Raw genomic sequence first — 14379 nt, 5'->3', positions numbered from 1 at the left:
GTCTTTTGTACAAAGAAGAAGGCGGTGTCCGCAGATATGAATGAAATAATTAAGCAAAAGCTGGCGCTGCTGCCGGACCAGCCAGGCTGCTATTTAATGAAAGACCGGCAGGGAACGATTATATATGTCGGCAAGGCAAAGGTATTAAAAAACAGAGTAAGGTCCTATTTCACCGGATCACATGATGCAAAGACGCAGCGGCTTGTCGGTGAAATAGAGGACTTTGAATATATCGTGACTTCCTCAAATATCGAGGCTTTGATCCTCGAGCTGAACTTGATCAAGGTGCATGACCCGAAATATAACATTATGCTGAAGGATGATAAAACGTATCCGTTCATTAAGCTGACTGCGGAGCGGCATCCAAAGCTGATTATTACGAGGAAAGTAAAGCGGGATAAAGGGAAGTATTTTGGACCCTATCCGAACGTGTACTCGGCGAATGAAACGAAGAAGCTGCTTGACCGGATTTATCCGCTCAGGAAATGCGCGACATTGCCCGACCGGGTTTGTCTCTATTACCATCTTGGCCAGTGCTTGGCTCCTTGCGTAAAGGAAGTGCCGGAGTCGGAATACAAGAAGATGACCGACGAAATTACTCGGTTCCTGAACGGCGGTTATAAGGATATTAAGAAGGAACTGACCGAAAGGATGAATGAGGCTGCCGAACAGCTTGACTTTGAACGCGCCAAGGAATTCCGCGACAAGATCGCCCATATCGAAGCGACAATGGAGAAACAGAAAATCACGACAACCGATTTCACGGACCGCGATGTATTTGGCTATGCCGTTGATAAAGGCTGGATGTGTGTCCAGGTCTTCTTCGTCAGGCAGGGCAAGCTAATTGAACGAGATGTTTCCCTGTTCCCGATTTACGGGGAGCCGGAGGAGGAAATGCTGACGTTCCTTGGCCAATTTTACGAGCAAGCGAACCACTTCAAACCGAAGGAAATTCTTATTCAGGATAGTGTCGACTGCCAGATGGCTGAAACCCTTCTTGGTGTAAAAGTACTTCAGCCACAGCGAGGCTCGAAAAAGGATTTAGTTAAGATGGCTGTAAAAAATGCGCAAATTGCGCTGACCGAAAAGTTTTCGCTTATTGAGCGCGATGAACAGCGTACGATTAAAGCCGTTGAAAATCTGGGCGCGATCCTCCGCATCCATACACCAAACCGGATTGAGGCTTTTGACAATTCAAACATCCAGGGGTCTGACCCCGTATCGGCGATGGTTGTGTTTATGGATGGGAAGCCGTATAAAAAGGAATACAGGAAGTATAAAATCAAATCTGTAAAGGGCCCGGATGATTACGAATCGATGCGTGAGGTGGCGCGAAGGCGATATTCACGTGCTTTGAAGGAAGGGCTTCCGCTTCCAGACCTGATTATCATTGATGGTGGAAAAGGCCATGTCGAGGCAGTCAGGGATGTACTTGAGAATGAGCTTGGACTCGACATTCCGTTAGGCGGGCTCGTCAAGGATGAGAAGCATAAAACTTCCAATCTGCTGTTCGGGAATCCGCTTGAAATTGTCCCGCTTCCAAGAAATAGCCAGGAGTTTTACCTTCTGCAGCGAATTCAGGATGAGGTTCACCGTTTCGCTATTACATTCCACAGGCAGCTGCGCGGCAAAAGTGCATTTCAGTCAGTTTTGGATTCGATTCCAGGAGTGGGTGAAAAGCGAAAAAAACTATTGCTGAAAAACTTCGGCTCTGTCAAAAAAATGAAAGAAGCGACCCTTGAAGAATTCCAGGCGATCGGCATACCAGAGCCGGTTGCGGAGGAGCTTATCAAAAAGTTAAAGGATTAAGATTGTCAGAATTTATTATACTATGATATAATGATGGAAATTTTATAATACTATCACTTTAAACTTCTAAAGTGAAGGTAGAGGCGCGGGCTTCATGAGTAGGAATCCGGAGATGATGGGAATCTAAGAAGGATTTTGAAAGGGGATACCGCCGAAGCTGAGGATGGCCCATTCCATCTCATGCTGGTTCTGTATTGAATAAATGCAGGATTGTCAGGGTAACTCACCCTGGAGAGCTATCTCACATAGATGCGTAATTGTTTTTTTGCGTATTCTGGGCAATGAGATATATCTCATTGCCCTTTTTATGTTGAGATAACTATTGATTTCGCAATTGTGGATAACTCTTTTATTGAGATTGTCCACGTCTAGCTCCAGCGCCTATCGCCTAGCAAACTTCAGGTCTTCTCCCTACGATAAGTCATCATCGAATCGCTTAGGTGCTCCTGCGCCTTAGCCTATTCAGGGAAGCATATCTTCAGCTCGTCGCAAAGCCCACGTAGCTTTTTCGAAGATGCTTTTTCATGATGTAAGGCAGGTAGTAGCTTCGCTCTTCGTGATTCCTTTATCTCAGTCGAAGCCCCTCCAGTTTGTACGGCGATGTGCAAGGCGCTTGCGCTTTTGTACTTTGTTGAGATAATGAAAAGCGGATTGAAAGAAGGGGAAACAGTGGCAATTATTGTTCAGAAATTTGGAGGTACATCTGTCGGAACACCAGAACGGATTATGAATGTAGCAAAAAGAGTTATTGAGGAACGGGCAAATGGCAATGAGGTCGCAGTTGTTGTTTCAGCAATGGGCAAGACAACTGACGAATTGGTTGCTTTAGCGAAAGCAATCACGTCCTCCCCATCCAAACGCGAGATGGACATGCTCCTGACTACGGGCGAACAGGTAACGATTTCGCTATTAAGCATGGCACTGCAGGCACTGGGCCAGGAGGCAGTTTCTTTTACAGGCTGGCAGGCCGGCATCCAAACCGAAGCAGTCCATGGGAATGCAAGGATTTTGGGGATTGACCCATCTTCTGTGAAAAAAACGCTTGAAGCTGGGAAAGTCGCAGTTGTTGCAGGGTTTCAGGGGATAACAGAGGCCGGCGACATTACAACCCTCGGGCGGGGAGGTTCTGATACGACTGCGGTTGCACTCGCTTCAGCATTGAAAGCTGCGCGATGCGATATTTATACCGATGTAACCGGGGTATTTACAACCGATCCCCGCTTTGTAAAGAATGCACGAAAGCTATTGTCTATTTCATATGATGAAATGCTTGAATTGGCGAACCTCGGTGCAGGTGTTCTTCATCCGAGGGCAGTCGAATTTGCTAAAAATTATGGAATACCGCTAGTTGTCCGTTCTAGCATGTCGAAAGAAGCAGGAACGATCATTGAGGAGGAAGCATCGATGGAAGAAAATTTGATTGTGCGGGGAGTTGCTTTTGAAGATCGGATCACAAGAGTATCGGTTATGGGCTTGTCTGAATCCCTGACAGGACTCCCGTCCATTTTTGCGGCATTGGCAAAAAACAGCATAAACGTTGACATCATTATTCAGAATGTTACTGGGGAAGGAACAGCCAATCTTTCTTTTTCCATTAAAACAGAGGATCTTGAAAGGACGATTGAAGTCCTTGAAACAAGCCGGAATACTCTCGGCTATGACCGGATCGAAACGGAAACAGGCCTTTCGAAGGTTTCCATTGTGGGTTCTGGTATGGTTTCCAATCCAGGGGTAGCTGCACAAATGTTTAACGTGCTTGCTAACAACGGAATCCAGGTGAAAATGGTCAGCACTTCCGAAATTAAAGTATCGGTCGTCATTGATGACAAGTTCATGGTCCATGCGGTCGAGACGCTTCATGATGCGTTTTCATTAGCGGGCAGCAGTGTCCGTTCCTAACAAAGCAAAACCCCTTTCCGCCAATATGCGCGGAAAGGGGTTTTTGGGCTTCGGTCAAAAGCATTATCCAACGTGATCTTTGCTATCCCATTTCACCGTAAACGAGGCCAATTTTGATTTTTTGACAGGGTGCTCGAACGCCTCGGCAATGACGCCTTTTTGCAGTTCAATTTGCTGGGCGAGGAATCCTGCTTCCAACTGGAAATAGGTTTCTGCCTTGGATGTGACGCGTGAGGCCAGCAGGACTGTTGAAAGCTCGAATTCCATTTCGTGCTTTGTTTCCTTTGTAACAGACAGGTCTCCCCATGATGCACGGGCAAAAAAAGCCTTGATTTCATCAACTGAATTTAATGGGTACTTCCTGGCCAGCAGCTTGCCTGCCCAATACATAATTTCCGGTGCGTTTTTGCCGAGGAGTTCGGGAAGAAGCACTTCCCTGATCAATTCATATCCAAATTTACTTACAGTTTCAGTTTCCGTATGTTCGGATGTGCTATATTCGTTCAAAAAAATACCCCTCTCTCTAACAATCTATTATATACAAATTTTTCAGTCGAAAAAACCTAAAACAAAAAACTGCTGATGGAAGAATATTCTACTATAAAAAAACACAGATGTTCCGTAGCGTTTAACTTCAGTAATGTAAGAGTTTTGAGTTCCAGTTCCTATATTAATATATTTTCAAAATTTAGTTTTTAAGCTGAAAATCTGTATCCGTTTTCTTGACGACCCCCAAGACTGGGGGTAAAATGAACATGTCACAATAATGTAAAAAAAGATTCATAACTTTTTCACAATGATGATAGTTTTAAAGTTTTGAAGGGGAGCCATCATCATTGTAATTACTAGGGGGTATGTTTATGGCGGAGAACAGAGAGTTTTTGTACCGCAGGCTACACTCACTGCTTGGAATCATTCCAATTGGTGTATTCCTGCTCCAGCACTTGACGGTGAACCATTTTGCGGCATATGGTGCCGAATCCTTTAACAAGGCAGCCGAGTTTATGGGAAATCTCCCATTCAGGCTAGTTCTTGAAACAGTAGTAATCTACTTGCCGCTGCTTTACCATGCCATTTATGGGATTTACATAGCGTATACGGCAAGAAATAACCCTAAGCGGTACGGTTTTTTTAGAAACTGGATGTTCACGCTTCAGCGTGTGACCGGCATCATTACTCTCGTTTTTGTCGTCTGGCATGTATGGGAAACACGTGTAGCGGCTGCATTTGGCGCTGATGTGAACTTTAACATGATGGCTGATATTCTTGATAATCCATTCATGGTTGTTTTTTATGTTGTCGGCGTGATTTCGGCCATCTTCCACTTTTCCAATGGGCTTTGGTCGTTCTTGGTCACTTGGGGTATTACTGTGACTCCGCGTTCGCAGCAGCTTGCAACATATTTCACAATCGGCTTGTTTATTGCCCTTTCCTATGTTGGAATTCGTACCATATTTGCATTCACCATTTAACACATACCAGGTTTTGTACCTGACAGAATTGGAATTAGGATAGGGAGTGGATCTAGATGGCAAAAGGAAAAGTAATTATTGTCGGAGGCGGGCTTGCCGGGTTGATGGCCACAATCAAGGTGGCCGAAGCGGGAACACCGGTTGAATTGTTCTCACTCGTGCCTGTCAAGCGGTCGCACTCCGTTTGCGCACAGGGCGGCATTAATGGTGCCGTCAATACAAAAGGTGAAGGCGACTCTCCGTGGGAGCACTTTGATGACACAGTGTATGGAGGAGACTTCTTAGCGAATCAGCCTCCAGTAAAAGCAATGTGTGAAGCTGCACCTGGGATTATCCACCTGTTCGACAGGATGGGCGTTATGTTCAACAGGACGCCTGAAGGCCTGCTTGACTTCCGCCGCTTTGGCGGTACACAGTACCACCGCACAGCATTTGCTGGCGCGACTACAGGACAGCAGCTTTTATATGCATTGGATGAACAGGTTCGCCGCTATGAAGTAGCCGGTCTTGTCACCAAATACGAAGGCTGGGAATTCCTTGGCGCTGTTGTCGACGATGAAGGCGTATGCCGCGGAATCACTGCACAGCATCTGACATCGATGGAAATCCATTCATTCTCCGCCGATGCCGTCATCATGGCGACTGGCGGACCGGGGATTATTTTTGGGAAATCAACAAACTCCATCATCAACACTGGCTCGGCCGCCGCAATTGTCTACCAGCAGGGAGCCCATTATGCGAACGGTGAATTTATCCAGATTCACCCAACAGCGATCCCTGGGGATGACAAGCTTCGTTTGATGAGTGAATCCGCCCGTGGTGAGGGTGGCCGGATTTGGACCTATAAAGACGGGAAGCCATGGTATTTCCTTGAGGAAAAATATCCAGCATACGGAAACCTTGTGCCGAGGGATATTGCAACGCGTGAAATTTTTGATGTTTGCGTAAACCAAAAGCTTGGAATCAATGGGGAAAACATGGTCTACCTCGACCTTTCCCATAAGGACCCTCGCGAACTTGATATTAAGCTCGGCGGCATTATTGAAATCTATGAAAAATTCATGGGCGATGACCCGCGCAAGGTTCCTATGAAAATATTCCCCGCAGTCCACTATTCAATGGGCGGGCTTTGGGTTGATTATGATCAAATGACCAATATTCCTGGGCTTTTCGCTGCCGGGGAATGTGATTATTCACAGCACGGCGCGAACCGCCTCGGTGCCAACTCGCTTCTGTCCGCAGTATACGGCGGAATGGTTGCTGGACCGAATGCTGTAAGGTACATCAATGGCCTTGAGAAGAGCTCGGATGCTGTTGAATTGTCGGTTTATGAAAACCATGTCCGCGAGGAAGAAGCAAAATGGAACCATATTATGTCAATGAATGGAACTGAAAATGCGTACATTCTTCATAAGGAACTTGGCGAGTGGATGACCGATAACGTAACAGTTGTCCGCCATAATGACAGGCTGCGCAAGACAGATGCGAAGCTTGAAGAATTGCTGGAACGCTATGAAAATATCAACATAAATGATACTGCTCGCTGGAGCAACCAGGGAGCAGCATTTACCCGCCAGCTTCAAAACATGATTCAGCTTGCTCGCGTCATCACGTTGGGTGCATTGAACCGGAATGAAAGCCGCGGTGCCCACTATAAGCCGGAATTCCCTGACCGTAACGATGACGAGTTCCTGAAAACAACAATGGCCAAGTTTACCGGCTCTAAATCAGCTCCACATATCTATTACGAAGATGTAGATGTGTCCCTAATCAAGCCGCGTAAACGTGATTATACGAAAAAGAAAGGGGAGTAGATAGGAATGCCTGAAACAACAGTGACCGAAACACCTGTAAACGAGACAGCTGCAGCTGCAGCCAAAACAGTAGAGTTTATTATTTCACGCCAGGACACTCCTGATTCTGACCCTTACGAAGAAACGTTTGTCCTGCCATACCGCCCGAATATGAACGTTATTTCCGCCCTGATGGAAATCCGTAAAAACCCGGTAACAAAGGACGGGAAAAAAACATCTCCTGTTTCTTGGGAGATGAACTGCCTTGAGGAAGTGTGCGGAGCTTGTTCGATGATCATCAACGGGAAGCCGCGCCAATCCTGCTCGGCACTTGTTGATAAGCTGGAGCATCCAATCCGCCTGGCTCCGATGAAAACATTCCCAATTGTCCGTGACCTTCAGGTTGACCGGAGCAGAATGTTTGATTCACTTAAAAAAGTTAAGGCATGGATTCCGATCGATGGAACATACGACCTTGGCCCTGGCCCGCGTATGCCGGAATCAAAGCGCCAGTGGGCATACGAACTATCGAAATGTATGACATGCGGCGTTTGCCTGGAAGCCTGCCCGAACGTCAACGACAAATCCGATTTCATCGGACCAGCCCCATTGTCACAGGTCCGCCTGTTCAATGCTCATCCAACGGGTGAAATGAACAAAGCTGAACGCCTGAACGCAATCATGGGCGACGGTGGAATTACAAGCTGCGGCAACTCACAAAACTGTGTGCAATCGTGCCCGAAAGGCATCCCGCTCACAACCTCAATTGCCGCGCTCAACCGCGACACATCTTTACAGGCATTCCGGAATTTCTTCGGAAGCGATCACGCATAATTATCGAAGAAAGGCTGTCCTTTTGTAATAAGGGCAGTCTTTTTATTATGAAAATATCTTTTGATTCATATTTGATTTTGAAGATGGAAAAATGTCCGTACCCTCCTGCCTAATACTTTAGATGTCTCCGGGTTTCGTTTTTGATATAATGATGCTAATAACCCCGTGAAACGAGGTAAGCAAATGAAGTTTATACGGATTATTCCGCTCCTGCTGATACTGTCAGGAATTGCTGTCCTGGGCGTTGGAGGTTATCAGCTGGCGGAAACAAAGATAAAAGAAAATAAATCTCTCGAAGAGGCCAGAAATTTGATTGAGCCAAAGGCAAATGCCGCTGCCAAGGAAATTCCCAGGGATGAAAATGGGTTGTTAAAGCCGGAGTTTGGTGATGTTGTAGGGTTACTCGACATTCCTGCGATCGATTCGGAGCTTGCGATTGTTGAAGGTACTGATCCAAATGATTTAAAAAAAGGCGTCGGCCATTATAAAGGCTCCTACTACCCTGGTGAGAATGGACAAATTGTTCTCTCAGGCCACCGGGACACGGTTTTCCGCAGGCTGGGCGAGCTTGAAATCGGTGATATACTAAACATCAAAATGCCAGATGGCGACTTTGCTTATGAAATAACGAGGACAAAAATCGTTGATGCTGATGACACTTCCATCATCACCCTTCAAAACGAAGAGGAAGAGTTAATCGTTACAACCTGCTATCCGTTCCGATATGTCGGAAATGCACCGGACCGATACATCATCTACGCGAAACCAAAGAAAGAAAGTTGAGCCAGCGGAAACGCTGGCTTATTTATTTTCGAAGAGTCAATGAAAAGCCCGAAATCCACTAACGAACTTTTTAATTTTTATAAAATTGCAAATTGAAAAAACATTTTCTGGGTGCTATTCTAGTAGTGAAAGCGATTGCATTAATTCTTTGTTATGAGGGTGCGTGCAATCGTTTTCACTAAACCGATTAAATAGGAGGTATGCAGTTGAAAAGGTACATATCAAGCCTTTTGGCAGTCGTTCTATTGTTTTCGACATTTGTGGTACCGTTTGCACGATTTGTCGAAGCAGCTGAGAAAACGTATGATACTGTCGTTTTACGGGGGGATGCACCTTCCTTCAGTGAACACTGGAGCGGTGATAATGATCCACTTACCTGGTCTGCCGAAGAACAAGTATGGAAAAGCAGAGCCTATCAGCTTGAAGGCGGTAAAAAGGTAGAGTACAAGTTTGTTATGAATGGAAATTGGATGTCGGGAGACAATCTAGTATTTACACCGCCTCAGACAGGTAATTATGTATTCGTTTTTCATCCTGAACAAGAACGTACTGTTGATGTCCGAATTGACTTGTCAAACTTTACAGGATCAATGACTCTGGAAGTAACCCTTCCTGAAGGGACGCCGGAATGGGCAACTCCCACGCTTGGTTCATCCCTGAATGGTTTTAATTATTCGGTTACATCCCTGACAAAGGTAGACGGGCACAAGTGGAAAATCGATCTTGCCGGCAAAGAAGGTGATACAGTCGAGTATTTGTACGCGCTCGGAGATGCAAAGTATGTTGAAAAGCGTGAACAAAAACGGACTGCGACTTTTTCTGCAGGAGGAAAAGTTTATTCCGATACAGTTACTGAATGGAAGGCGGTACCTGTAGCAAAGGATGTAAATCATAACTTTGCGTTTTCACCGGCTTTGCCGACCAGTGAAGACAATGTAATTGTTAAAGTTTCAGTTAAACACTTTGGAAATGTGACAAAAGGAGCGCTATACTTCACAACCGACGGCACAAAGCCTCTTGGTGCGCTCGGAGTAGCAGAGAATGGGCAGACTGTCATCCTAACCGCAAGTGAGCCAATGGTTGAAAATGGTGTAACCACAACCGTTTTTACCGGTGTTATTCCTAAGAAGCACAATGAAACCCGCGTAAAATATATTGCTGATGTATGGGCAGATGGCGGGACAACCTCCCAGTTTGCAGATACAAACGGCCTCGTACCTCAAGACGCAACTGAATTTGCCTACTATGTCGACCAATTCGAATCTCCTGATTGGGCGAAAAAAGCAATCATTTATCATGTGTTTGTAGACCGCTTCAATAACGGGGATAGGACCAATGATGAACCAGGAACTCAAGATCTGCCGTATGACGAGCAGCTTAAAGGCTGGATGGGCGGGGACCTTAAAGGTGTTCTTGATAAGCTTGACTACATCAAGAGTACAGGTGTCAACACAATCTGGATTTCACCAGTATTTGAGGGACCTTATTCTCATGGTTACCATCCTGCTGATTTTAAAGCAATCGAGGACCATTTTGGCAATCGGGACCTGATGAAGCAAGTGATTGAAGCTGCTCACGCAAAAGGCATGAGAGTTGTCTATGATTTTGTACCAAACCATACCTCAATGCAGCATCCGTTTTTTCAGGACGCTCTGAAAAACGGTGAAAACAGCCAGTATTATGACTGGTACACATTTACTAAATGGCCTGAAAAATATAACTCGTTCTCGGGAATTGCAGAGCTTCCTGAATTAAACAACAACAACTATGAAGTTCGCGATTATATATTGGACGAGGTCATTCCTTATTGGCTGGAAGAGTTGAATTTTGACGGTTTCCGTCTTGATTATGCCAAAGGGCCAAGCTACAGCTATTGGGTTGATTTCCGCCATAAAGTGAAACAGCTTAAGCCAGAGGCATTCATTTATGGGGAAGTTTGGGATAGCCGTGAAAAAATCAATACCTATGCTGGCGAGCTTGACGGCGCCCTTGATTTTGGCATGAGAGATGCTCTTGTCAATACGTTTGCGAAAGACCAAAGCATGGTTGGTTTAAGCAATACGATCCTCGATAACATTAAAACTTATCCAAAAGAATTTGTTACGGCGTCATTCCTTGACAGCCATGACCAGCCACGTTTCCTTTTTGAAGCGGGCGGCGATAAAGACAAACTGAAGCTTGCGGTAGCAACACAATTTACCCTGCCAGGTGCGCCCGTTATTTATTATGGTGATGAAGTCGGCCTTTCACAAAGTAAGGACCATAATTCGGTTTCCGATTGGAAGGACCGCTATTATCGTGAAATGATGCCATGGGATGCTGATAAACAGGACCTGCAATTAAAGGAGTTTTATAGCAATCTCGCAGCCCTCAGGTCCAGCGAAACTGCATTAAGTACCGGCGCGTTCCAAAAGCTTTCCGCAGACCAGCATGTGTTTGCATTTGAACGTTCCGACGAAACAGGGCGATTCCTTGTTGTAGTTAACAAAGGGGCTCAGCCAAAAGAAGTGGATGTAAATTCACTTTACAATCAGCTGGAAATTACGAACGTAACTTTAACAGATTCTCTAAATAAAGACACTGTTTCAAGTGACAGTAATGGCAATCTGAAATTCACAGTAGCTGCCAAGTCTTTTGAAATCTATGAAATTGCTGGCGACTTAGTGTTCAGCGACAAGCCGCTGGATAGAAATAAAGTTTTCGAGAAAGTAATTTTAAGAGGATCAGAGCCGCTTTCATGGGATGGGGAGTCCAATCCACTAACTTATGATGCTGAATCCAAGCTATGGAAGAGTGAGCCGATTGCACTTGAGGCCGGAAAGGCAATTGAATTCAAGTACGTAATGGATGGCAATTGGCTTGATGGGGACAACTTAAGGTTTACACCTGAAGCGACAGATGAGTATATTTTCAGCTTTGATGCCTTGAATCCACGGACTATTGATGTGCAGGCTGCCCAGCAGCCAATTACGACTTCGATCAAAATTCATTATCAGCCGAAAGCAGGAGATACAAAGGACTGGAATCTGTGGGTATGGCCGGATGGAATGAGCGGCCAGGTTTACCAATTCACCGGAGAAGATAAATTTGGGAAAGTGGCAGAACTGAAGATTCCTGGCGATTATAATAAAATCGGCTTCATTGTCCGTACCGATAGCTGGGAAAAAGATGGCGGCGACCGCTTTATCGACGGCATTTGGGATGGCAATGACGAAGTATGGGTCAAGGCTGGCGATGATACAGTTTACACCAGCAATCCAGATGGAGCTGAGCCTCCAAAAACATATGACTCTATTGAAGTGAAATTTAATTATTACCGATATGATTTAAATTATGACAACTGGGATATTTGGGTTTGGACCGACAAAACCGACGGCCAGGCAGTCAAGCTTGATAAAACTACATCTTATGGCAAGCAAGCTGTGTTCAAGGCAGACAATCTTGGCGGTGCAACAAAGGTTGGATTTATTGTCAGGAAATCGGATTGGTCCGCCAAAGATCCAGGTGACGGCGACCGTTGGATTACTGATTTTAGTGAAGATGGCAAAGCAGAAGTCTGGCTTGTCCAAGGACAAAAGAGGATTTACGACAACCCTGCAAAAGTCGACAGGACACCAAGAATTACTAAAGCGACAATTGATGAAATGAATAAAATCACGCTTACTACCAATCTTCCATTTTCGGTTTCAAACCATGGCATTACCTTGAGGGGCGCAGAGATTGATAAAATCGAAGCTGCAGATTCCAATGCCGGGGATATGACAAACAAAGTCATCATCACAACAAAGGATGAGCTGGATTTTGCAAAAGTTTATAAAGTAGCCAAGGAAGGCTACGGTGAAGCAACCGTCCAACTTGGGAAGGTAATTGGGAGCAAATCCTTTGAAGAAAAGTTCTATTATCCTGGCAAAGATCTTGGAAACACCTATTCAAAAGAACAGACCAAATTCCGCCTCTGGGCTCCAACTGCAAGCGAAGCAATGCTTGTAACCTATGAAAATTGGGACAGTACTCAGGGTACAGAGCTTTCTATGATTCGGGCAGAAAACGGCACATGGACTGCTGTCCTTGATGGCGACAAGAACGGAACGCTCTATACGTACAAAGTTAAAATTGGCGATACATGGAATGAAGCGGTTGACCCTTATGTTCGTGCGGTTGCGGTAAATGGCGATAAAGGTGCTGTCATTGACCTGGATTCCACTGATCCAGCTAAATGGACAGAGGATAAGCCAATCTTCAAAAACCGGGAAGACGCGATTATCTATGAAGCACATATCAGAGACTTAACCATCCATCCTGAAAGTGGCGTTTCTAATGAACATAAAGGTAAATTCCTTGGTGTCGCAGAAACAGGTACAACAGGACCTGATGGTGTAAAAACCGGTCTTGGCCATATTAAGGACCTAGGTGTAACTCATGTCCAGTTCATCCCGATGTATGATTACAACACGGCAAGCGTCGATGAAACAAAACTTGATACACCTCAGTACAACTGGGGCTACGATCCAAAGAACTACAATGTACCCGAAGGCTCGTATTCTACTGATCCATATACACCTGCAGTCAGGATTACAGAAATGAAACAGATGATCCAAACATTGCACGACAATGACCTGCGCATTGTTATGGATGTTGTTTACAATCATATGTTTAGTGCGTTTGAATCGAATCTCCATAAGCTTGTGCCAGGCTACTACTATCGTTACAACGAAGATGGCAGCCTCTCCAACGGAACTGGTGTAGGAAATGATACTGCGTCTGAACATAAAATGATGCGTAAATTCATTGTTGACTCGGTGAAATATTGGGTTGAAGAGTACAATATCGACGGATTCCGTTTCGACTTGATGGGTATCCATGATGTTGAGACCATGAATGAAGTGCGCAAGGCGCTTGACGAAATTGATCCATCAATTATCGTGATCGGCGAAGGCTGGGATTTGGCGACTAACCTGCCTGCCGAGTTAAAGGCTAACCAGAAGAATGCATACAAAATGCCGGGAATCGCCCACTTCAATGACGATATCCGCGATGGTTTGAAGGGAAGTGTCTTCAATGACACTGACAACGGTTTTGTAAATGGCAAACAGGGTATGGAGCTTCGCATAAAGAAAGGCATTGTCGGCGGAATCCGATATTCAGATGAAATCAACACGTTTGCTGACGATCCGGAACAAACTGTAACCTATGTCGAGGCCCATGACAACCATACACTTTGGGATAAGCTTCTTTTGACCAATCCAAGGGAGTCCGAGGAAGCCAGAAAACAAATGCACAAGCTGGCAACCTCTATTGTCCTGACATCTCAGGGGGTTTCCTTTATTCATGCAGGCCAGGAATTCATGCGCACGAAAGGTGGAGACCATAACAGCTACAAATCCCCGGATTCAGTCAACCAGCTTGACTGGCAAAGGCGCAGTGAATTTGACGAAGAGGTTGAATATTTTAAAGGCCTCGTAGAGCTGAGGAATGAGCATCCAGCATTCAGGATGACGACTGCAGAAGAGATTAAAGAACATCTATCATTCCTTAAAACTCCTGCAGGCTCTGTTGCATATGTCATTGACGACAATGCAAATGGGGATAAGGCTGGAAAAATTGCAGTCGTTCATAATGCGAACAATAAACCGGTTGAAATTACTTTGCCTGCAAGCGGGAATTGGAATGTACTTGTAAATGGTATTAAGGCGGGTAAAGAGACACTCTCAATTCACAAAGGAAACAAACTAACAGTGCCTCCACTATCCACTTATGTAGTAACTTTAGGTGGAAACAATAAGGGCAAA

At 45.2% G+C, this 14379-nt stretch carries 7 protein-coding genes, 2 pseudogenes and 1 riboswitch; of the genes and pseudogenes, 8 read left to right on the top strand and 1 reads right to left on the bottom strand.

Annotation, left to right across the window (positions count from 1 at the left end; translation table 11 throughout):
* Positions 1-36 precede the first annotated feature (36 nt).
* Positions 37-1809 (top strand): excinuclease ABC subunit UvrC, encoded by a 1773-nt coding sequence (gene uvrC, locus A8F94_RS05535; RefSeq protein WP_066196774.1) that lies wholly within the window; start codon positions 37-39, stop codon positions 1807-1809.
* Between the two features lie 70 nt (positions 1810-1879).
* Positions 1880-2056: riboswitch (Lysine riboswitch) on the top strand.
* Between the two features lie 422 nt (positions 2057-2478).
* Positions 2479-3708, top strand: coding sequence for an aspartate kinase (locus A8F94_RS05530; RefSeq protein WP_066197288.1), 1230 nt, complete (start codon positions 2479-2481; stop codon positions 3706-3708).
* A gap of 63 nt (positions 3709-3771) precedes the next feature.
* On the opposite strand, the gene A8F94_RS05525 is transcribed toward A8F94_RS05530, so the two are convergent.
* Complete coding sequence (locus A8F94_RS05525) at positions 3772-4215, bottom strand: YslB family protein (RefSeq protein ID WP_066196772.1); 444 nt, start codon at positions 4213-4215, stop codon at positions 3772-3774.
* 353 nt (positions 4216-4568) lie between these two features.
* On the opposite strand from A8F94_RS05525, the gene A8F94_RS05520 reads away from it, so the two are divergent.
* The 6 genes and pseudogenes from A8F94_RS05520 to pulA all read left to right on the top strand — a co-directional run.
* On the top strand, positions 4569-5180 hold the full coding sequence (locus A8F94_RS05520) for a succinate dehydrogenase cytochrome b558 subunit (protein ID WP_066196770.1): 612 nt from the start codon (positions 4569-4571) through the stop codon (positions 5178-5180).
* 56 nt (positions 5181-5236) lie between these two features.
* Positions 5237-6994: a succinate dehydrogenase flavoprotein subunit gene (gene sdhA / locus A8F94_RS05515; RefSeq protein WP_066196766.1), complete on the top strand. Its 1758-nt coding sequence runs from the start codon at positions 5237-5239 to the stop codon at positions 6992-6994.
* Positions 6995-7000: 6 nt separating this feature from the next.
* Positions 7001-7807: a succinate dehydrogenase iron-sulfur subunit gene (gene sdhB, locus A8F94_RS05510; protein WP_066196762.1), complete on the top strand. Its 807-nt coding sequence runs from the start codon at positions 7001-7003 to the stop codon at positions 7805-7807.
* A 183-nt stretch (positions 7808-7990) separates the two neighbouring features.
* The gene (locus A8F94_RS05505) at positions 7991-8590 is read left to right on the top strand and encodes a class D sortase (RefSeq protein ID WP_066196761.1); all 600 of its coding nucleotides are present in this window, start codon (positions 7991-7993) and stop codon (positions 8588-8590) included.
* 200 nt (positions 8591-8790) lie between these two features.
* Positions 8791-11214 (top strand): annotated as a pseudogene (locus A8F94_RS26485) (alpha-amylase family glycosyl hydrolase); the annotation flags it as partial.
* 300 nt (positions 11215-11514) lie between these two features.
* Positions 11515-14352 (top strand): annotated as a pseudogene (gene pulA / locus A8F94_RS05500) (type I pullulanase); the annotation flags it as partial.
* Positions 14353-14379 lie beyond the last annotated feature (27 nt).

Source organism: Bacillus sp. FJAT-27225 (assembly GCF_001685025.1).
Classification (GTDB): Bacteria; Bacillota; Bacilli; order Bacillales; family Cytobacillaceae; genus Bacillus_D.
This window is presented reverse-complemented; position numbering and strand designations above follow the sequence as displayed.